14 protein-coding genes are annotated in these 21,046 nt (G+C 40.8%); 13 read left to right on the top strand and 1 reads right to left on the bottom strand.

The window, feature by feature from the left end; all coding sequences use genetic code 11:
- Positions 1-23: 23 nt before the first annotated feature.
- From DDV96_RS09230 to DDV96_RS09170, 13 genes are all read left to right on the top strand, one after another.
- Positions 24-2,417, top strand: coding sequence for a M14 family zinc carboxypeptidase (locus DDV96_RS09230; RefSeq protein WP_116694474.1), 2,394 nt, complete (start codon positions 24-26; stop codon positions 2,415-2,417).
- A gap of 119 nt (positions 2,418-2,536) precedes the next feature.
- A complete protein-coding gene (locus DDV96_RS09225; protein ID WP_116694473.1) occupies positions 2,537-4,318 on the top strand; it encodes an AMP-dependent synthetase/ligase in 1,782 nt (593 codons plus the stop codon).
- Positions 4,319-4,361: 43 nt separating this feature from the next.
- Positions 4,362-7,424, top strand: a complete 3,063-nt coding sequence (locus DDV96_RS09220) for a ligand-binding sensor domain-containing protein (protein WP_133240833.1) — start codon at positions 4,362-4,364, stop codon at positions 7,422-7,424.
- 14 nt (positions 7,425-7,438) lie between these two features.
- The gene (locus DDV96_RS09215; RefSeq protein WP_116694471.1) at positions 7,439-8,053 is read left to right on the top strand and encodes a response regulator; all 615 of its coding nucleotides are present in this window, start codon (positions 7,439-7,441) and stop codon (positions 8,051-8,053) included.
- Between the two features lie 58 nt (positions 8,054-8,111).
- A complete protein-coding gene (locus DDV96_RS09210) occupies positions 8,112-8,999 on the top strand; it encodes a T9SS type A sorting domain-containing protein (RefSeq protein WP_165805992.1) in 888 nt (295 codons plus the stop codon).
- 130 nt (positions 9,000-9,129) lie between these two features.
- Positions 9,130-9,576: a MarR family winged helix-turn-helix transcriptional regulator gene (locus tag DDV96_RS09205; protein ID WP_116694469.1), complete on the top strand. Its 447-nt coding sequence runs from the start codon at positions 9,130-9,132 to the stop codon at positions 9,574-9,576.
- 1 nt (position 9,577) lies between these two features.
- Positions 9,578-11,986: a 3-hydroxyacyl-CoA dehydrogenase/enoyl-CoA hydratase family protein gene (locus DDV96_RS09200; RefSeq protein ID WP_116694468.1), complete on the top strand. Its 2,409-nt coding sequence runs from the start codon at positions 9,578-9,580 to the stop codon at positions 11,984-11,986.
- A 95-nt stretch (positions 11,987-12,081) separates the two neighbouring features.
- Positions 12,082-12,447, top strand: coding sequence for a four helix bundle protein (locus tag DDV96_RS09195; protein WP_116694467.1), 366 nt, complete (start codon positions 12,082-12,084; stop codon positions 12,445-12,447).
- Positions 12,448-12,486: 39 nt separating this feature from the next.
- Entirely contained in the window at positions 12,487-13,677 is a 1,191-nt protein-coding gene (locus tag DDV96_RS09190; RefSeq protein ID WP_116694466.1) for an acetyl-CoA C-acyltransferase, read from the top strand.
- 194 nt (positions 13,678-13,871) lie between these two features.
- Positions 13,872-15,683 carry an acyl-CoA dehydrogenase family protein gene (locus DDV96_RS09185; protein WP_116694465.1) on the top strand — a complete coding sequence of 604 codons (1,812 nt, stop codon included), beginning with the start codon at positions 13,872-13,874 and terminating at the stop codon, positions 15,681-15,683.
- A gap of 173 nt (positions 15,684-15,856) precedes the next feature.
- Positions 15,857-16,723 (top strand): hypothetical protein, encoded by an 867-nt coding sequence (locus DDV96_RS09180; RefSeq protein WP_116694464.1) that lies wholly within the window; start codon positions 15,857-15,859, stop codon positions 16,721-16,723.
- A 68-nt stretch (positions 16,724-16,791) separates the two neighbouring features.
- Positions 16,792-18,123: a M28 family peptidase gene (locus tag DDV96_RS09175; protein ID WP_116694463.1), complete on the top strand. Its 1,332-nt coding sequence runs from the start codon at positions 16,792-16,794 to the stop codon at positions 18,121-18,123.
- Between the two features lie 10 nt (positions 18,124-18,133).
- Positions 18,134-19,762 (top strand): M1 family metallopeptidase, encoded by a 1,629-nt coding sequence (locus DDV96_RS09170; RefSeq protein WP_116694462.1) that lies wholly within the window; start codon positions 18,134-18,136, stop codon positions 19,760-19,762.
- A gap of 13 nt (positions 19,763-19,775) precedes the next feature.
- Here the strand turns inward: DDV96_RS09170 and DDV96_RS09165 are convergent, their stop codons facing one another.
- Positions 19,776-20,987 carry a TlpA disulfide reductase family protein gene (locus tag DDV96_RS09165; RefSeq protein WP_116694461.1) on the bottom strand — a complete coding sequence of 404 codons (1,212 nt, stop codon included), beginning with the start codon at positions 20,985-20,987 and terminating at the stop codon, positions 19,776-19,778.
- Positions 20,988-21,046 lie beyond the last annotated feature (59 nt).

Here is a 21,046-nt window from a genome sequence, read left to right as displayed (position 1 = left end):
CCACACTAAACCAAAACCCGAATATGAAAAAAACAGTACTCTTATTTTTATTATTGACCACTTCGTTCCTTTTTTCGCAGGAATATCAAGAAAAACACCAACGTGCCAAAATAAACTACACGTCAATTGATGACCTTTCAAGATTAGAATCCCTAGGGGTTCCCGTAGCGCACGGCACTCATAAACGGGGGTATTTTATTATTTCAGATTTTTCAGTTTCAGAAATTGAAACGGCCCGAAATGCCGGCTATAAGGTGGATGTATTGATTGAAGACAGCAAGCAATATTTCCTACAGCGCAACCAAATGCAAGAACCTGTCGTAAACCCCAGTTGTGATACCTCGGGCGAAGATTATGAAACCCCGGCCAATTTCAATTTGGGATCTATGGGCGGCTACTTAACCTACCAAGAGCTTTTGGACGAGCTGGATGCCATGCGTGCCCAATATCCAAATTTAATTACTGAAAAAGAAAACATCGGTAATTTTTTAACCGAAGGCACGCCCGACAATTCCACTACCCCTTCCATTGGCGGCAACGGTATTAAGTGGGTGAAAATAAGCGACAACCCTGAAAATACTTCAGAAGGCGAACCACAGATACTTTATACAGCCATACACCACGCCAGGGAACCCATCTCACTGTCGCAATTGGTATTCTATATGTGGTATTTATTGGAAAATTACGACACAGACCCCGAAGTACAAAGCATTGTAAACAACACCGAGCTGTATTTCGTGCCCGTAATAAACCCCGACGGATATTTATACAATGAGAAAACAGACCCCAACGGCGGCGGGTTTTGGCGTAAAAACCGAAAAAACAGTTATGGGATAGACCTAAACCGTAACTACGATTATTATATAGATGGCAATCCCAATAACGGTGTTTGGGGGGGCGAAGGAGCATCTTCAAATACCAGTAGTGAAACTTACCACGGTCCTGCGCCTTTTTCAGAAGTGGAAACGCAGGCCATAAAGTTTTTTGTGGAAAACCACGATTTCCTCATGGCATTCAACAATCACACCTCAGGGGATTTGCTATTGTACCCGTATGGATATACAAGCAATGCCCCAACGCCCGAGAACGATTTGTTTATGGGTATTTCAGAAGAATTGGTCTCCCGAAACGGCTTTAACAATATTTTATCTTCAGAACTGTACCCGGCTGCTGGCGATAGCGATGATTTTATGTACGGAACCGTAGGAACCCACGATAAAATTTATGCTATGACGCCAGAGATTGGTCCTGAGTTTTGGCCACCGAGCAATCAAATTGAATCACTGGTAAAAACTATGATGTACTTGAATTTGACTTCGGCAAAAATGGTCAATAATTTTGCAGAGGTTACCGACACCGCTCCAGCTTTTACGGGAAATACAGCGACGAGCGATGCTACGTTCAACATTAAGAGATTGGGCATAAACGGCAATGGCAGTTTTACCGTTAACCTAAATCCTGTTTCAGCGAATATTACCTCAGTTGGAAGTCCGGTTAGTTTTAATGGCCTTGAGCTTTTAGATGAAGATACTGGAAGCATTCAATTTACATTGGCCACCAATGTAGAACCTGGGGACGAAGTGGTTTACGAACTGGTAGTTAACAACGGAAGCTACGACACCAGTACATTGATCACCAAAACATTCGGGGCATTGGAAGCTGTTTTTGAAGACGCAGGCGATAGCGTAACCGATAATTTCAACAACAACGGCTGGGGCACCACAACGGCTACTTTTGTATCGCCATCCAGTTCTATCACAGATTCGCCAGGAGGGGATTACCAAAACAACGCCAATAAAACCATTACGCTAAAAAATACTGTGGATTTAACCGAAGCCATTGGTGCCAATGTTACTTTTTATGCCAAATGGGACATTGAAAACAATTGGGACTACACGCAATTTGAAGTATCGATAGACAACGGTGCCACGTGGACGCCCCAGTGCGGTAAATTCACCAATAACGGTAGTTCAAACAGCGGCCAACCCACGGGCGAACCTCTTTACGATGGCACGCAAAACGATTGGGTATTGGAAGAAATCGATTTAAGCGATTACTTGGGCGAAACCATTTTGGTACGCTTTCAGTTTAGCTCAGACACTGCCGTGAGTGCCGATGGGTTTTATTTTGACGACCTAACCATAAATATTGTTGACGATTCCGGGCTGTTGGTTTCAGGTATTTCAGAAAATCAATTCAACATTTACCCCAATCCCGTTACCGATATTTTGAACATAAACACAGCGTTAAACGATTATTCTGTTGAACTTTTTACTGTACAGGGACAACGCGTTTTTGTATCAAAAAGCAATCGTGGATCGCAAACCTTGAACTATAACGGTTATGCTGCGGGAATTTATCTTTTAAAACTTACTTCGGAAGAAGCGTCACAAACTTTTAAAATTGTAAAACAGTAACTTTTTGAAAAATTATCATTAATTTTAATGGAGCGGCCACAAAGTTGGCAGCTCCATTTTTTTTTCGGCTTCATTCTGAAAAAAATCACTATTTTGCACCTATCCTTTAAATACAGATTATGAAAGACCCTAAAAGACTTTTCGATTTTCCATACTATCAACTGGAGACCAACCCACAAAAAAAAGCCTTGGTAACAAAGTACGATGGCACTTGGAAAGCCACTTCAACCCAAGAATACATTGATAAAGCCAACGCGTTAAGCCGCTCCTTGCTTAAAATGGGAGTTGAGCCCAATGATAAAATTGCCATCATCTCCATGACCAACCGCACCGAATGGAACATCTGCGATATAGCCATTATGCAAATAGGAGCGCAAGACGTTCCCATTTATCCAACCATTTCGGAAGATGAATACGAATACGTGCTCAACCACAGTGAATCAAAATATGTTTTTGTTTCGTGCCAAGAAGTACTGGATAAAGTAAAAAAAATAAAAAACAATGTACCTTCTTTAAAAGAGGTGTATTGTTTTGACAAATTAGACGGGTGTACCAATTGGGAAGAGTTGTTAGAAAAAGGAAAGGACGAAAGCAACCAAGATGAAGTTGAAAAACGAAAAGAGGCCATAAAAGAAGACGATCTGGCTACCTTGATATACACATCGGGCACAACCGGAAAGCCCAAAGGGGTCATGCTGTCGCACAAAAACATAGCCAGCAACGCCATTTACAGTTCCGATAGGTTGCCAATCGATATTGGCGAGTCGCGGGCACTCAGTTTTTTGCCGGTTTGCCATATTTATGAGCGTATGCTGCTATATATGTACCAATACACCGGTTGCGAGATTCATTTTGCCGAATCGTTGGAAACCATAAGCGATAACCTGAAAGAAGTAAAACCACACGTTATGGGCTCGGTCCCAAGGTTATTGGAAAAAGTATATGACAAAATTATCGCCAAAGGAGCTGAACTTTCGGGCATAAAGAAAAAACTGTTTTTCTGGGCCATTGAAGTCGGTTTGCAATATGAACCGTACGGTCAAAATGGTTGGTGGTACGAAACCAAGCTGAAGGTAGCCCGCAAGTTGATTTTTAGCAAATGGCAAGAAGCCTTGGGCGGTGAACTTAAAGCAACAGCAAGCGGTAGTGCCGCCTTGCAACCGCGCTTGGCCAGGGTGTTCAACGCTGCTGGAATCCCGGTAATGGAAGGATACGGCTTGACCGAAACCTCCCCGGTGGTGTCGGTAAACGATATGCGCGACCACGGTTTTAAAATTGGCACCGTAGGTAAACCCTTAAAAGAAACCGAAGTGAAAATTGCCAACGATGGCGAAATATTGATCAAAGGCCCACAGGTTATGTGTGGGTATTACAAAGACAAAGAAAAAACAGACGAAGTATTGATAGACGGGTACTTTCATACCGGCGATATTGGCGAAGTAGATGAAGAGGGTTTCCTTAAGATAACCGACCGCAAAAAGTCTATGTTTAAAACCAGTGGCGGCAAATATGTAGCCCCGCAGTTAATAGAAAACGACTTAAAACAATCCCGATTCATCGAACAGGCCATGGTTATTGGCGAAGGCGAGAAAATGCCAGCTGCGCTCATACAGCCTGATTTTGAATTCTTAAAAGAATGGGGAAGCAAAAAAGAATATGATATCCCTAACGACCATAAAGAGTTGGTCAAAAATGAACATGTAATAAAACGCATTCAAGAGGAAGTCGATTTTTACAACGAACGTTACGGGCAATGGGAAAAAGTTAAAAAATTTGAACTTACCCCAGACGTTTGGAGCATTGAAGAAGGCCACCTTACCCCTACTATGAAAATGAAACGCAAAGTGATACAGGAAAAATACCAAGACCTGTACGATAAAATTTACGGGCACAAAAAATAACCATTCAAAAAAAACCACAATAGCTTATTTCTCCTCTAAAAATTTGCCAATAGCGTTGCCCAATCTTTTGTTGGTGCTCTTTTTATTGTGCTATGCCAAAAGTATAGCCCAAGACACAGAAGTAGTTCAAATAAACAGATTGGGGCAAGAAGCTGGTCTGTTGCAATTAAATGCACAAGCATTGACGCAAGACTCCTTGGGTTATTTGTGGATAGGTACCGAAGATGGCCTACACAGGTTTAATGGCTACAGCTTTAAACCATACTTGGCGCATGCCAAAGACAGTACTTCTATCCCCGACGATCACATACGTGGACTATTGTCCGTTAATGACACACTGTGGATTGCGACCAACTCTAAAGGGATAGCAGGATATAAACGTTCAGAAAATAGGTTTTTCAATTTATATGAAACGTATGAAAACAGTGATTTGGCCATCGCTTATAAAATTTTAAAACTCGATGAACAAACCCTGCTTTTTTCAACGAGAAACCACATCATTATTTTCGACAGGAAATCTAAGGCCAAACAGGTTTTCAAACTTCCGAAGACGAACAAGGAAAATTTTGTGACCGATGTCGTCAAGGTTTCAAAAAACACCTATTGGTTGGCAACCACCCAATCCGGCATCCTCATTTTTAACTTATTGACCAAAGAGAAAAGCCTATTGGAAAATTTTGAGGACCATTCAGTTTATTCCTTTTTAAAAAACGGAGACATCGTTTATATTGCTTCAGGAAAAGGGCTTCAAACCTATAACTTAAAAGACGGTACCGTTTCAGGTATTTTACTGGATGTTCCATTGCGATCACTCTTCAGAAAAAACGAAAAGAGCTGCTATATCGCTTCTAACCAAGGAACGTATTTATTTACATTCAGTACAGGAGCGATCAAAAAGATTATATTCAAGGACCAACAGTCTAAAGTTTATGAAAATGTACACATAGAGCAGTTTGTAAAAGACAACAAAGGCAACTTATGGATGGGAACGGCGGGCGAAGGTGTGTTTCACAGCAATGTGTATCAAGATAAATTCGCATCTGTAAAAGTAACATTGCCAACCAAGAAGGACGACCAACGCATCAGTGTTTTTCCTTTTTACAAACGCAATGACTCTATTTTGTGGATGGGCACCACCCGTGGCACTCTAAAATACAACTTAAAGAAACAAACGTTTAAGCAGTACCAAACAGGAAAAAACGGGATCACCTATTGTTTTGCCGAAGATGAAGATGGCACCTTATGGACCGGTGGCATCTATGATGGTTTAATGAAATACAACCCAAAATCTGACACCTTTGAACAATGGCTGCACAACGGAACTAAAAATAGCTTGCCAGATAATGAAGTACTCACCATCATCCCCATGGAAAACCATAAGTTATGGCTGTGCACTTGGTCTGGCGGAATTAGTGAGTTTAACACCAAAACTGAAACATTCACACCTGTTTTAATTAACGGAAAGCAGTTGAACCGGGTTCGGGTGTACTTAAAAGACTCAAAAGAAAATTTATGGTTGGGTACCGATCAAGGCCTGTACAAACTCTCAAACGGAAAATGGGTGCAAACCTATTTGCAAAGCAATACAGAAAAAAGCCAACTTACCAACGATAGGGTTTTTGCTCTTAACGAAGACCAAAAAGGCATGATTTGGATAGGCACCAGCGCTGGATTGACCAAATTGAACCCGAAAACCGACGAAACCACCCTTTATTACAAACAAAAAGGTTTTCCTAACGATTTTGTTTATACCATATTGATAGATGATAACTGTCACATTTGGATGAGCACCAATTATGGACTTTCTGTACTAAATACCAGCGACAATACTTTTAAAAACTACACAGAGAAAGACGGTCTGCAAGACAATGAATTCAACGGAAAATCTGGTTTCAAGGATGACGATGGCACGTTTTATTTTGGGGGCATCAACGGTTTCAACAGTTTTGATCCTGAAAACATTGTGGACAACCCCTATTTGCCAAACGTTTATGTAGAATCGGTCGAGCTGTTCAACAAACCCATTGACCGTAACGAACTCTTCAAGGACAGTTTGCGCTTTGAAAGCAGCGAAAATGTCCTTACCTTCAATTTTGCAGCATTGAATTATTTGAACCCACAAAAGGTATCGTACCAATACAAATTGAAAAATTTTGATAAAAATTGGAGTCCGCCAAGCGGAAAACGCAGCGTTACCTATACTAATCTAAACCCTGGAAAATACACCCTTAAAATAAAAGCTTCGAACGATGCTGGGGTTTGGGGCGATACTGTAAAAACACTACGGTTGATTGTGGTCCCGCCGTGGTACCAAACAACTGTTTTTAAGGTTGCCGTTGTGTCTTTCCTTATTTTTGTTGTAATTGCGTTTTATTTATATCAAACCAGGAAGTTAAAAAGAGACAAATTAAAACTGGAACACACTGTTTATGAACGCACCCAAGACTTAATTCATAAAAACGAAGATTTAAAAGCTTATAACGAAGTTATTTTAAAGCAACGGAACAATATCGAATTTTTAATGAAAGAACTGAGCCATCGCGTTAAGAACAACTTGCAGATCGTGTCCAGTTTGTTGAACATCCAGACCAACTCCATAAAAGATGAACATTCCAAAGAAATATTGACCATCGCCAAAAACAGGATTTTGGCCATTTCGTACGTGCAAGCAGAACTCAGTTCAAAAACAGACGAGGTGAACATGGGCGCTTTTATAGAAAACTTTACGACCAAGATCATGGAAACCCTAACCGATGAGCATTCTGCCAAATTTGAGCTGGAACTCGATTTGCAAAAAAACATCATCTGCAAAATAAACATTACACTGGTTGGATTGATTTTGAACGAACTGATCACCAATACTTTTAAATATGCTTTCAGACAGTACAAACCACAACATCTACTGTCTATTTCCTGCAAACAAACTGCAGGAATGGTTATTATTACCATTAAAGACAATGGTAAAGGCTATAGCGCAGAAGCAATAAAACGAGATTCGCTTGGGCTGGACATGGTAAATGAGATGGTGCACCAATTGAACGGCACCATAGCAACAGACAGCTCAAATGGAGTAGTTAACAAAATTGAAATTCCTTGCACATCATAAAAACAGCCATCGTTATGAGAACAATTTTATTGATTGAAGACGAATTTATCATCGCTAAGGATATTAAGCTCTTATTGGAGAAAGATACTTCCATACAGGTAAAGACGGCCCGAAACCATAAAGAGGCCTATCATCATTTTAAAGCGAATGATATTGATGTTATAATTTGCGATATCAACTTAAATGAAGAAAAAGACGGTATTGCTATCATGACCGAATTTAAGCAACTAAAAACTGTTCCCGTGGTCTATTTAACCGCTTATGATTCCCCGGACATTTTAAAACGCGCCAAAGCCACCATGCCTTTCGCCTATTTGCTGAAACCGTTTAATGAAACACAGTTAAGGGTAACGATAGATTTGGCATATTTAAATTACCAAAAAGAAACCGATAACATTAGCGAAAATATAGACTATACAGACCAACTGGAGCACCTCACTAAAAGGGAAAAGGAAATTTTAGTGGTCATCGCATCTGGAAAAACAAGCAAGGAAACCGGAGAATACCTGAATATCTCCTCCCACACGGTGGAAAAGCACAAAAAAAACATTAAAAAGAAACTCAATCTGAATACTGTGGGCGAATTGGTACGGTTTGCCATGCGGTCTAATTTGTATGAGGTATCTTAAAAAATTATTATATTTAACTGGTTTTTTCTTATTAAAATACCATTATCGACCAAATATTATGAAAAATATTTTACTTTTTATAACTTTAGTATTAGGTGTTACGCAATTATATAGTCAAAATGATTGCTCACAAGATGATGGCACATTTCAATATCGGGCACACCTAACTTTAGAAAATGTCCCTATAGATTTTAATAAAAATGACTTTTTAACCTTTATAATTGGTCTTGACAATATTTCCAATCAAGATTTAAATACACTTACCGATCACGTAACATCAGTCTCTAAAACCATTCCTTCATTAAACCCGCATAAATCTATTACCATAGTTGCAACTACCGAAATATATTCAATTTTGGATGAGTTGAACAATTCTATAGAATTCCAATATTGTGTTATAAGAGACTGCACCCAAAACGATGGAACCTATAGCTATTATTCCACCCTCACAAATGGTCCCATTGCGAACGACTTTGATAAAAATGACTTTATAGACTATGTTACCGAACTTGATGACATCTCTACAGATGATTTAGCCATAATCACCGAACATATAACAGCGGTCTATAAAGCATTTCCCAGCTCACAATCAGATTTCCTTAAACGCACTGTTGTCATTGATGCTACAGCTGATTTATATTCAATTTTGGAAAGTTTGAACAACGCTATTGAATTTCACGAATGTATTGACGACGCAATCATTTTAGGACTAAACGACAGCCGAAGCATCAACTTTTCAATTATCCATCCCAACCCTACTAAAAACATATTTAATATTTCTAACCTAAAACATGGGACAATTAAAGTGATGGACAGCCAAGGCAGAATGGTGAGAAAGTTTAAAGCAGGTGATTCGTATTCCGTGAAAGACCTTCCCAAAGGGATTTATTTTGTTCAAATTCAATCGGGCAATTACAAAACCGTTCGGCAACTGATTAAAAATTAAGGTTGTTGCTAAAAACAACATCTTAAATCCAATATTTAACATTACTGCCTAAAACTTTTACATTTATTTACTATGCGTGCATAATAAAATTTTCTATCTTTGGTATTCCGAAAAATAAAACCAATACTTTTTGAAGGAAAAAACAATAGATTACATACTACGTTCCACTTGGATGGGCGTTCAAAAAATGTATAACGAAGAAGCCAGTAAAAAAGACAGTACCATGGCCACAGGCTTTGCCCTGATAAGCATCGATCCTGAAGAAGGAACCCCTTCTACAGCTTTAGGCCCAAAAATGGGAATGGAAGCTACGAGCCTATCGCGCACCTTGAAAAATATGGAAGCAAAAGGCTTGATTGAACGCAAACCAAATCCCGAAGATGGCCGCGGGGTGTTGATCCATTTAACCCCTTTTGGAAAAGAAATGCGGGAATTTTCAAAAAATGTGGTGCTCCGGTTTGACGAAGCCGTAAAAGAGAACATTTCAGAAGAAGAATTAAAAACATTTACAAAAGTGGCCAACACCATTTTAGAACTGATTAATTCAAAAAAAATATATACCAAAAAAATAGCATAATATGTCCAAAAGAAGAATTAACAAAGTTGCCGTAATAGGCTCCGGAATCATGGGTAGCGGAATTGCCTGCCACTTTGCCAATATTGGTGTGGAGGTTTTGCTGCTCGACATCGTTCCGCGCGAACTCACCGATAAAGAAAAGAAAAAAGGGTTGACCCTTGAGGATGAAGAAGTGCGCAACCGCGTGGTAAACAACTCACTACAAGAATCCATTAAATCCAAACCTGCCCCACTCTATCACAAAGATTTTGCAGATCGCATCACTACGGGGAACATGGAAGATGATATTTCAAAAGTTTCTGAGGTAGACTGGATCATTGAAGTAGTCGTAGAACGCCTTGATATTAAAAAGCAAGTGTTCGACAACCTTGAAAAGCACAGAACAGAAGGAACGTTGATTACCTCCAACACCTCAGGTATTCCCATTCATAAAATGAGCGAAGGCCGTAGTGACGATTTTCAGAAACACTTCTGCGGTACCCACTTTTTTAACCCACCACGGTATTTAGAACTTTTTGAAATCATCCCAGGGCCAAAAACCGATCAAGAAGTACTTGATTTCCTTAATGGATATGGCGAAAAGTTCCTTGGAAAAACTTCCATCGTAGCCAAAGACACCCCTGCTTTTATAGGGAATCGAATTGGAATCTTCGGGATTCAAAGTTTATTCCACCAAGTAAAAGAAATGGGATTGACAGTTGAAGAAGTTGATAAACTAACCGGTCCCGTAATTGGACGCCAAAAATCGGCCACCTTCCGCACCGTCGATGTGGTTGGACTTGATACCTTGGTTCACGTAGCCAACGGAATTTACGAAAATGTTCCTGATGACGAAGAGCACGAAATCTTTAAACTGCCCGGTTTTATTGACACCATGATGGAAAAAGAATGGCTGGGCAGCAAAAGCGGACAAGGGTTTTACAAAAAAATAAAGGACGATAAGGGCAACAGCGAAATCCTGACGCTGGACCTCGACAAAATGGAATACCGCGAAAAAGAACGCGCCTCTTTCGATACCTTGAAAAAGACAAAGGACATCGACAACGTAACCGACCGTTTTGAGGTATTGATAAATGGCGACGACAAAGCCGGCGAGTTTTACCGAAAAAACTTTGGAGCGCTCTTTGCCTACGCTTCCAAACGCATCCCCGAAATAACCGATGAGCTCTATAAAATAGACGATGCCATGAAAGCCGGTTTTGGCTGGCAGCACGGTCCGTTTGAAATTTGGGATGCCGTGGGCGTAAAAAAAGGAATCGAACTCATTAAAGACCTCGGAAAAGAACCCGCAGCTTGGGTAAACGAGATGCTCGAAACTGGGGTAAATAGTTTCTACGACGTTAGAGAAGGTAACACCTATTATTATGGTATTCCTGAAAAAACTCACGTTAAAATCCCTGGACAAGATTCATACATTATTTTAGACAACATTCGCGAAAGCAAAGAGGTTTTCAAAAACAATGGTGTTGTAGTTGAAGATTTGGGCGATGGTATTTTAAATGTAGAATTCAGAAGTAAAATGAACAGCGTTGGCGCCGATGTATTGGCCGGAATAAACAAAGCCATCGACATTGCTGAAAAAAGCTACGATGGATTGGTAATTGCCAACAACGGAAAGAACTTCTCTGTTGGCGCCAATGTGGGAATGATTTTTATGATGGCCGTAGAGCAAGAGTATGACGAATTGAATGCAGCCGTTAAATACTTCCAAGACACGTGTATGCGCCTTCGATATTCTTCAATTCCAACCGTAGTTGCACCTCACGGAATGACATTAGGTGGCGGTTGCGAAATGACCTTGCATGCAGACCGCGTGGTAGCAGCTGCAGAGAGTTATATCGGTTTGGTTGAATTTGGTGTTGGGGTGATCCCCGGCGGTGGCGGTTCCAAAGAAATGACGGTTCGCGCTCAAGATCTTTTCAGAAAAGACGATTTAGAACTCAACACTTTACGCGAACACTTTTTAACCATTGGGATGGCAAAAGTATCCACATCGGCTTACGAAGCTTTTGATACTAATATTTTAAAAGAAGGAAAAGATATCATTATCGTCAACAAAAACCGCCGTATTGCCGCTGCCAAAGAAGTTGCGCGCATGATGGCAGATCAAGGCTACACCAAACCCATTGAGCGGACAGACATTAAAGTATTAGGCAAACAAGCCTTGGGTCCATTCTTGGTAGGAACCGACCAAATGAGGGCTGGAAATTACATAAGCGAACACGACCAAAAGATAGCCAACAAACTCGCCTACGTCATGTCCGGTGGCGATTTAAGCGAACCACAACAAGTAAGCGAGCAGTACTTGTTAGACCTTGAAAGAGAAGCATTTTTAAGCCTGTGCGGCGAACGAAAAACATTGGAAAGGCTGCAACATATGATTCAGAAGAATAAGCCGCTTAGAAACTAACGTTTTAAGGATGTAAGATTTAATGACGTACGACGTAAGACAGAATTACAAAGTATTTTAAATAAAATTTATGTAAACCTTTTTAAGTATGACAAATGGCAGCAAGACACAACTTTAGAAAACTTACTATTTGGAAAGAAGGAATCGAAATTGTAAAAGATACTTATAAAACAACTAAGATATTTCCGAAGTCTGAAACATATTCCCTCTGCAACCAAATGCAACGTTGTTCGGTATCAATTCCTTCCAACATTGCGGAAGGAACGGCTCGAGGAACGGATAAGCACTTTTTACAATATTTAGAAACTGCCTTAGGATCTGCTTATGAATGGGAAACTCAATTAATAATTGCCTTTGAAGTGGAATATATTTCAGAAGCAACTTTTAAACATTTAGAAAATAAAATTCAAAAAATCCAAGGTATGATAACTCGATTTATGGAAGGGCTCAAAATTAATTAGTCCTATGTCCTAAGTCATACCATCTTAAGTCAAAAAAATATGAAAACAGCATACATAGTAAAAGCATACAGAACCGCAGTTGGGAAAGCCCCTCGTGGCGTATTTCGGTTTAAAAGACCAGACGAAATGGCCGCGGAGACCATTCAATATATGATGGACAAACTGCCCGAACTGGACAAAAAACAAATAGACGACGTCATTGTGGGCAACGCCATGCCCGAAGCCGAACAAGGACTGAACATGGGGCGTTTTATTTCTTTAATGGGCTTGAAAACTGAAGACATTCCAGGGGTTACCGTAAATAGGTACTGTGCCTCGGGAGTTGAAACCATTGCAATGGCTTCGGCAAAGATACAGAGCGGTATGGCCGATTGCATTATTGCAGGTGGTGCCGAAAGCATGAGCTACATCCCAATGGGCGGTTACAAACCCGTGCCAGATTACAAACTGGCCAAAGAAGGCCATGAAGATTATTACTGGAATATGGGCTTAACGGCCGAAGCGGTAGCAAAAGAGTATAATGTTTCCCGTGAGGAACAGGACGAATTTGCGTACAACAGCCAGATGAAAGCCCTAAAAGCTCAAGAAGAAAACCGTTTTCAAGACCAAATCGTTCCCATTGAAGTGGAAGAAACCTTTGTAAACGATTCAGGGAAAAAAGAAACCAAAACCTACACCGTAAAAAAAGACGAAGGCCCCAGGAAAGGCACCAATATAGAAGCGCTTTCAAAATTGAAGCCTGTTTTTGCCGAAGGCGGAAGCGTAACCGCTGGTAATGCATCGCAAATGAGCGACGGTGCTGCTTTTGTGATAGTGATGAGCGAAAAAATGGTTAAAGAACTGAATTTAGAACCCATTGCCCGTATGGTAAACTATGCTGCTGTAGGCGTGGAACCACGAATTATGGGGATTGGCCCAGTGAAGGCCATACCAAAGGCCTTAGATCAAGCTGGGATGAAACTGGATCAAATCGATTTGGTGGAACTGAACGAAGCCTTCGCTTCCCAATCTATCGCGGTAATCAGGGAACTAGGGTTGAATAAAGACATTGTAAACGTCAATGGAGGTGCCATTGCTCTTGGTCATCCATTGGGTTGTACCGGAGCCAAACTCTCCGTCCAACTTTTTGACGAAATGCGAAAACGCAACATGCAAGGCAAATACGGTATGGTTACCATGTGTGTAGGTACCGGACAAGGTGCCGCTGGAATTTACGAATTTTTGAATTAACAGAATTTTTTTAATGGAAAACAACGTACGACTGAATGACATAAGGTGCCACACATAAAGACATAAGCGAGGTTCAAGCACCTGAAAAGCCATTAAATTCAAAGCATAATTTCAATTCTTATGAGATCAATAAAATAAATCCTACGTCGTACGTCATTATGTCCTACGTCATAAATCTAACACAAAAACAAACTATGAAAGATAAAGCAAACACAAAAGAAAACAACCTTCTCCGCGGCGGCCAGTTTCTAGTAAAAGAAACAGCTGCTAAGGATGTTTTTACACCGGAAGATTTTTCCGAAGAACAAAAAATGATGCGCGATTCGGTTAAAGAATTCGTGGATCGCGAAATCTGGCCTAAAAAGGAAGAGTTTGAAAAGAAAAACTACGACCTCACTGAAGAAATTATGCGCAAAGCCGGTGAAATGGGCTTATTAGGCGTTGCCGTCCCCGAAGAATATGACGGATTGGGAATGGGCTTCGTAACCACGATGCTGGTTTGTGATTATATTTCGGGCGCTACAGGTTCTGTTGCGACCGCTTTTGGCGCCCACACAGGTATTGGCACCATGCCGATAACATTGTACGGTACCGAAGAACAAAAGAAAAAATATGTGCCTAAATTAGCTACGGGCGAATGGTTTGGCGCGTACTGCCTTACCGAACCGGGTGCAGGAAGTGATGCCAATAGTGGAAAAACAAAAGCCGTTCTTTCTGAAGATGGAAAAAACTACATCATCAACGGACAAAAGATGTGGATTTCAAATGCGGGCTTTGCCAATTTATTCATTGTTTTTGCGCGAATTGAGGATGACAAATACATAACAGGTTTCATAGTTGAAAACGATCCTGAGAACGGAATCACATTTGGCGAAGAAGAAAAGAAACTCGGAATCCACTCCTCCTCTACCCGTCAAGTGTTTTTTAACGACACTAAAGTGCCTGTTGAAAATATGCTTTCAGAAAGAGGAAACGGATTCAAAATTGCGATGAATGCTTTAAATGTTGGCCGAATCAAACTAGCTGCTGCCAGTCTTGATGCCCAACGCCGCGTTATCGATCAAGCTGTTAAATACGCCAACGACAGGGTTCAATTTAAAACCCCAATTGCAAAGTTTGGTGCTATTAAATCGAAAATCGCCGAAATGGCAACTTCTGCCTTTGTTGGCGAAAGCGCCACCTACCGTGCCGGTAAAAACATTGAAGACCGTATTGCGCTGCGCATGGAAGCCGGGAACGATCACCAAGAAGCCGAACTTAAAAGCGTTGAAGAATACGCAATAGAGTGTTCCATTTTAAAAGTAGCCGTTTCTGAAGATATTCAGAATTGCTCCGATGAAGGCATCCAAATTTTTGGTGGGATGGGCTTTAGTGCCGACACCCCGATGGAATCTGCTTGGCGCGATGCCCGTATTGCTCGTATTTATGAAGGTACCAACGAAATAAACCGAATGTTGGCAGTTGGCATGCTCATCAAAAAAGCCATGAAAGGCCACGTAGATCTATTGGGGCCTGCACAAGCTGTTGGCGAAGAGCTGATGGGAATTCCATCGTTCGACACCCCGGATTACTCCGAAGTGCTTTCCGAAGAAAAAGCAATGATTGGCAAACTGAAAAAAGTATTATTGATGGTTGCTGGTAGCGCCGTTAAAAAATACGGCCCAGAGTTAGAAGAACACCAACAGTTATTATTGGCCTCTGCCGATATTTTGATTGAAATCTATATGGCAGAAAGCGCTATTCTACGTGCCAAAAAGAACCATAAACGCGATGACGCTAATGCCGAATACCAAGTTGCCATGGCACAATTGTATTTATACCATGCAGTTGAAATTGTGAACCAAAAAGCAAAAGAAGCCATTATTTCATTTGCTGAAGACGACGAGCAAAAAGCCATGCTAATGGGCTTGAAACGCTGGACGAAGTATGACAACTTCCCCAATATCGTTCAATTACGAAACAAAATTGCCGAAAAAGTAACAGCAGAAAACACGTATCCGTTTTAAACCTTTAAAAATTGGAACATTTTAGGCCTCACAGGTTTTTAAAACCCTGTGAGGTCTTTTCTTTCCTGCAAGGTTTTCCAACCTTGTAGGTCTTTTCAGTTTTTGTGCAAGGTCTTTTTATTTCCAATTCTTGGCGCAGTCTTTGTTATCTTTACCCTAAAATTAATACGACAATGACAAAGCACCTTTTCGCCCTTCTTTTATTGAGCAGCACTTTTCTTTTTTCTCAAGAAAACACCGAAGTTTATCTTATGGACATCCATCCGGCTTATTCAGGTTTGGAAGTTTATAATATGCAGAACATTTCAGAAAATCCTGGTTATGACAACCAACCCCATTTTATAGACAACCATACGCTCGTATTTGCGGGAAGCAATAAAGAGCAAACCGACATTTCAGTGCACCACATTCCTTCCCAAAAAAAATCATTTTTCAACAGCCCTACGGCGGGTGGGGAATATTCGCCCGCACCTATGTTCGATTCTGAAAACATTACAGCTGTTCGTTTGGATCCCGACGGAAAACAACGGTTGTACGCTTATTCAAAATCTGGTAAAAGCAAGGTGCTCATTCCAAACCTTCAGGTAGCTTATTATGCGTTTAAAGATAAAAACACGTTGCTGGCCTCGGTTTTAGATGGAGATGGCCTGGACCTTGTAGTTGCCAATCTACAAACCAAACAAGTAGATACGCTTAAATATAATGCAGGTCGTTCCATCCATAAAGTGCCCAATACAAAAAAGACGATGAGCTACACGTTTTTAAATGAAGACGGCAACTACGATGTGTACCAACTGAATATGGAAAATCTTGAAAGTTTTTTTGTGGCACAATTGCCCATTGGCATCCAAGACCATATTTGGCTCAGTGAATCGCAATTGCTTATTGGTAGCGGCGACAAACTGTTTATCTACGACCTCTTCGGAAATGGCGAATGGCACGAAGCGGCAGATCTTTCAGAATACAACATCAGCAACATTACCCGCTTGGCCGTGAGTCCCAATGGAAAAAAACTAGCCATTGTAGCCGAACCAAAATAGGTGCTTAAATAGATTCCGGTCTTGTAACGTGAATAAGTTTTATGTATTTTTAAGGAAATTTCCCTTACATGAAAAACATAGTTCTTCTTTTTGGTTTACTCATAACCTATAGTTCTTTTTCACAAACCGATTCCCGTATTTATGATATTATAAATGCTGTTTCTGCTGAACGGATTAAAGCAGATATCACAACCCTCGCCGGCTTTGGCACACGACACACCTTGAGCGACACCGTTTCGGACACCCGTGGTATTGGAGCAGCGAGACGTTGGATAAAGTCAAGTTTTGAAGAAATTTCAAAAGACTGCAATGACTGTCTTGATGTGTTTTATCAGAAAAATTTCATTGAAAAAGGAGATAACGACCGCATTACAAAAGACGTTTGGATCAACAATGTAGCTGCCGTGCAAAAAGGAAGGAAATTCCCCAACCGTTATATTATTATGAGCGGCGATATCGATAGCCGTATAAGCGATGCCAACAATTTTACCGACGATGCGCCAGGTGCCAATGACAATGCCAGCGGAATGGCGGGAGCGATTGAAGCCGCCCGGGTACTTTCAAAATATAAATTTGAGAATAGTATAGTCTATTTAGGCTTAAGCGGTGAAGAACAAGGTTTATATGGAGGTAAAGGATTTGCCGAATATGCCAAAGAAAAAGGTTGGGAAATAATCGGGGTGTTAAATAATGATATGATCGGAAACATCAAAGGCGTGGATGGCGTGATAAGCAACCGGGATTTTAGGATTTTTTCAGAACCCGTTCCGCCCAATGAAACCGAAAGAGAACGTCGTGCCCGAAGGTTTTACGGTGGCGAAGTAGATGGAATCTCGAGGCAATTGGCACGGTATGTCCACAAAACAATAAAAACCTATATGCCTGAAATGAACCCTATGATGATTTATCGGTTGGACCGATTTGGTCGCGGCGGCCATCATCGGCCTTTTAACGATTTAGGGTTCGCGGGAATACGCATTATGGAAGCCCACGAAAATTACACCCAACAACATCAGGACATCCGTACCGAAAATGGCATCGAGTACGGTGATAAATTAAAGTTTGTTGATTTTGACTACGCTGCTAAATTAACCGCTGTTAACGCGATTACCATGGCTAATTTGGCTTGGGCACCGCCAGCACCTAACAATGTTGCCATTGGTGGTATTGTAGAACCTTCGGCTAAGTTAAAATGGGACAAAGTAGAAGGTGCCGCTGGTTATAAAATTTATTGGCGGGACACGACGTCGCCAACGTGGGACTATAGTCGGTATGTTGGTGATGTTTCAGAATTCACTTTGGACGGTATTGTAATAGACAATTACTTTTTTGGCGTAGCTACCGTTGATAAAGACGGGTTTGAGAGTGTTGTTGTATTTCCAAATTCAGTTTTCAGATAATTAATTATTTATGATAAAAAATATTTTACCCTTTGTTTTCCTTTTTATAGGAATAAATTCATTCGCCCAACAATTCACCCATCAAGACACCCTCCGTGGTAGCATTACCCCCGAACGTGCATGGTGGGACCTGCAGCATTACGATCTTGAAGTAGAAGTATTTCCTTCAGAAAAAAGCATCAAAGGCACCAACACAGTCAACTATACCGTTTTGGAACCTAACGATGTGATGCAGATCGATCTGCAACCACCAATGAAATTGGATAAAGCAGTGCAAAGTAGAAAGGAACTGGAAATTACTTCAGATGGAAATGCGCATTACATCCATCTTCAGAAAAAACAGAAAAAAGGAAAAGAGTTTGAAGTAACCCTTCATTTTTCAGGAACTCCGGTAGAAGCACAAAACCCACCTTGGGACGGTGGCTTTACTTGGGCAAAAGATGAATACGGCAATCCGTTTATTGCCACGTCAAATCAAGGGATTGGTGCCAGTATTTGGTGGCCCAACAAAGACCACCCGTATGATGAACCTGATACGGGTGTTGATTTTGCTATTACCGCTCCTTCAAATTTGGTGGCCGTTGGGAACGGACGTTTAAAAAAAACCAAAGAGAATGACAGCACGAAAACATGGCTATGGGAGGTGAAAAACCCCATTAATAATTACGGAGTAAACATCAATATTGGCGATTACGTTAATTTTTCAGAAGAATACGAAGGCGAAAAAGGAACGCTTGACTTGAGTTATTGGGTACTCAGCCACAATTTGGAAAAAGCCAAAGAACAGTTTAAACAAGCCCCAAAAATGATGGAAGCTTTTGAATATTGGTTTGGTCCCTACCCTTTTTACGAAGACAGCTACAAGCTGGTAGAAGCGCCCTACTTGGGTATGGAGCACCAGAGCAGCGTAACCTACGGAAACCATTATAAAAACGGTTATTTGGGCCGCGATTTAAGCGGCACCGGTCAAGGGATGAAGTTCGATTTTATAATTATCCACGAGTCTGGCCACGAGTGGTTTGCCAACAACATCACCAATAAAGATGTGGCCGATATGTGGATACACGAAGGGTTTACCGCCTATTCTGAAAATCTATATTTGGATTATTTCTTCGGAAAAGAAGCTGCTGCCGAATATGTAATCGGTACCCGTAGGAGCATTAAAAACGACCGCCCTTTAATTGGCACGTATAATGTGAACAAAGAAGGGAGTGGCGATATGTATTATAAAGGGGCCAACATCTTGCACACGTTGCGGCAATTGATAGCCGACGATACCAAATGGCGCAGTATTTTACGCGGCCTGAACAAAGAATTTTACCACCAGACGGTCACGTCAAAACAAGTGGAAAACTACATCAGCGAAAAAACCGGAATTGATCTTACCCAATTTTGGGAGCAATACTTGCGCACTACGCAAATTCCGAAAATAGAGTATAAAGTAAATGGTAACGAGCTTTCGTTTCGGTATTCCAATATCGTTTCAGGTTTCGATATGCCTGTCATTGCTATCATCAACGAAAAAGAAACTTGGATTTACCCTACCAATAGATGGCACAAAAAACGGTTTAGCGAACCCATTCAGTCTATAGCGATAAAAAAAGACTTTTATGTGGAAAGTGAAAATATGAGTAAATAAACAACACGAACAATCACTCTTTTGCCAAGAGTTCAGTAAACCGTTCAAACTCATTTTTAAATGTCTCATATTCTTTTCCTGTTGCCGGGCCGGTAAATCCGGTGTGAATTTTGCGCACAGTACCCATTTTGTCAATGAAAATAGTTGTAGGGTACGATAGCACTTGGTTTAACATCGGTAGTTTTTGGTTTGCTTGTTGTTTGCTGGTATTGCCGTATTGCGCCAATAATATGGGATATGGGATTTCTACAGCTTTTTTGAGCTTTTTTATGGCCTGTACAGCTTTTTCTCGTGTAGGAGCATATTCAAAGGCCAAGGAAACAATTTCTACATTATCGGGTTTATTTTTATAATATTCTGAAAGAAATTTGGTCTCATCGAGACAGTTTGGGCACCACGTTCCCATTAACTGCACGACAACCACTTTATTTTTAAATCGTTTATCTCGTAATGAAACGGTATCGCCTTTTATGGTTGGGAAAGCAAATTGCAACGAATCATACTCTTTTTTTAAAGACGTCAACGAATCGGCTTCGGGTAATTTATAATTTTCATTGCGTTTGGCAGTAAAAGGTTCTTTCCAGTGGTTCCCGCTGTAAAATATGCCTTCCATTATGCTATCGCCATTGGTTACTTTTGCTTCAAACAAAAAAGCATGGGCACCATCGAATGTGGAGAGTTTAATGCTATCGTTTTCCACAACACCGTCCAAATACCTATAATCCCCGGTTGTGGTCATAAAAGTACCGGTAAGGCGGTTACCTTTTTGGTCAAAAATCCCTTTGGCCATGTACCGGTCTTTTTGCGAGTTGGGACTGAAGACGGTTTCCCAAGTTCCCGTAACAATAACATTGGGCGCAGCATCCACGTCAAATCGTGCTTGGCGGCCACTGGTCATTATTATAGGCACGGTTCTGCCTTTATTGGGCTTTATAAAGGCCCCTTTTATACTGTCTTTTGTAAAAGTTCCCTTTATCGTCCCTTCAAAAACAGGGTGCGAAATAAAGACAGAATCGTTTTTAAAGGTCACATCATCAACATCGATGCGTTCTTCGGCATTAATTATCACAAAACTGCTGTCCTGCTTATATTCCAATAAAAAAGGAATCTCCCTTTTATCGTCTAACTGCAATACAGCACGCCAAGGACCTGTTTTCAATGGTCCGCTTTCTTCTTTGCAAGAAACCAAAACCAGCACCGTAATTATAAAGGCAAGATATTTCATCTTAGAAAAATTAAAATCTTTACACCGAAAGTATCAAAATTACTTACAAAAAACGAGGT

The sequence above is a fragment of the Marixanthomonas spongiae genome (assembly GCF_003095375.1).
Lineage (GTDB): Bacteria > Bacteroidota > Bacteroidia > Flavobacteriales > Flavobacteriaceae > Marixanthomonas > Marixanthomonas spongiae.
The sequence above is the reverse complement of the archived record's forward strand: the minus strand, read 5'-3'. Positions and strand labels throughout refer to the sequence as shown.

Excerpts from the sequence above, each read along its gene's own strand:
- DDV96_RS09165 (WP_116694461.1), bottom strand. The coding sequence starts at position 20,987 with ATGAAATATCTTGCCTTTATAATTACGGTGCTGGTTTTGGTTTCTTGC.
- DDV96_RS09210 (WP_165805992.1), top strand. The coding sequence starts at position 8,112 with ATGAAAAATATTTTACTTTTTATAACTTTAGTATTAGGTGTTACGCAA.
- DDV96_RS09180 (WP_116694464.1), top strand. The coding sequence starts at position 15,857 with ATGACAAAGCACCTTTTCGCCCTTCTTTTATTGAGCAGCACTTTTCTT.
- DDV96_RS09190 (WP_116694466.1), top strand. The coding sequence starts at position 12,487 with ATGAAAACAGCATACATAGTAAAAGCATACAGAACCGCAGTTGGGAAA.
- DDV96_RS09225 (WP_116694473.1), top strand. The coding sequence starts at position 2,537 with ATGAAAGACCCTAAAAGACTTTTCGATTTTCCATACTATCAACTGGAG.
- DDV96_RS09185 (WP_116694465.1), top strand. The coding sequence starts at position 13,872 with ATGAAAGATAAAGCAAACACAAAAGAAAACAACCTTCTCCGCGGCGGC.
- DDV96_RS09215 (WP_116694471.1), top strand. The coding sequence starts at position 7,439 with ATGAGAACAATTTTATTGATTGAAGACGAATTTATCATCGCTAAGGAT.
- DDV96_RS09170 (WP_116694462.1), top strand. The coding sequence starts at position 18,134 with ATGATAAAAAATATTTTACCCTTTGTTTTCCTTTTTATAGGAATAAAT.
- DDV96_RS09200 (WP_116694468.1), top strand. The coding sequence starts at position 9,578 with ATGTCCAAAAGAAGAATTAACAAAGTTGCCGTAATAGGCTCCGGAATC.
- DDV96_RS09230 (WP_116694474.1), top strand. The coding sequence starts at position 24 with ATGAAAAAAACAGTACTCTTATTTTTATTATTGACCACTTCGTTCCTT.
- DDV96_RS09195 (WP_116694467.1), top strand. The coding sequence starts at position 12,082 with ATGGCAGCAAGACACAACTTTAGAAAACTTACTATTTGGAAAGAAGGA.
- DDV96_RS09175 (WP_116694463.1), top strand. The coding sequence starts at position 16,792 with ATGAAAAACATAGTTCTTCTTTTTGGTTTACTCATAACCTATAGTTCT.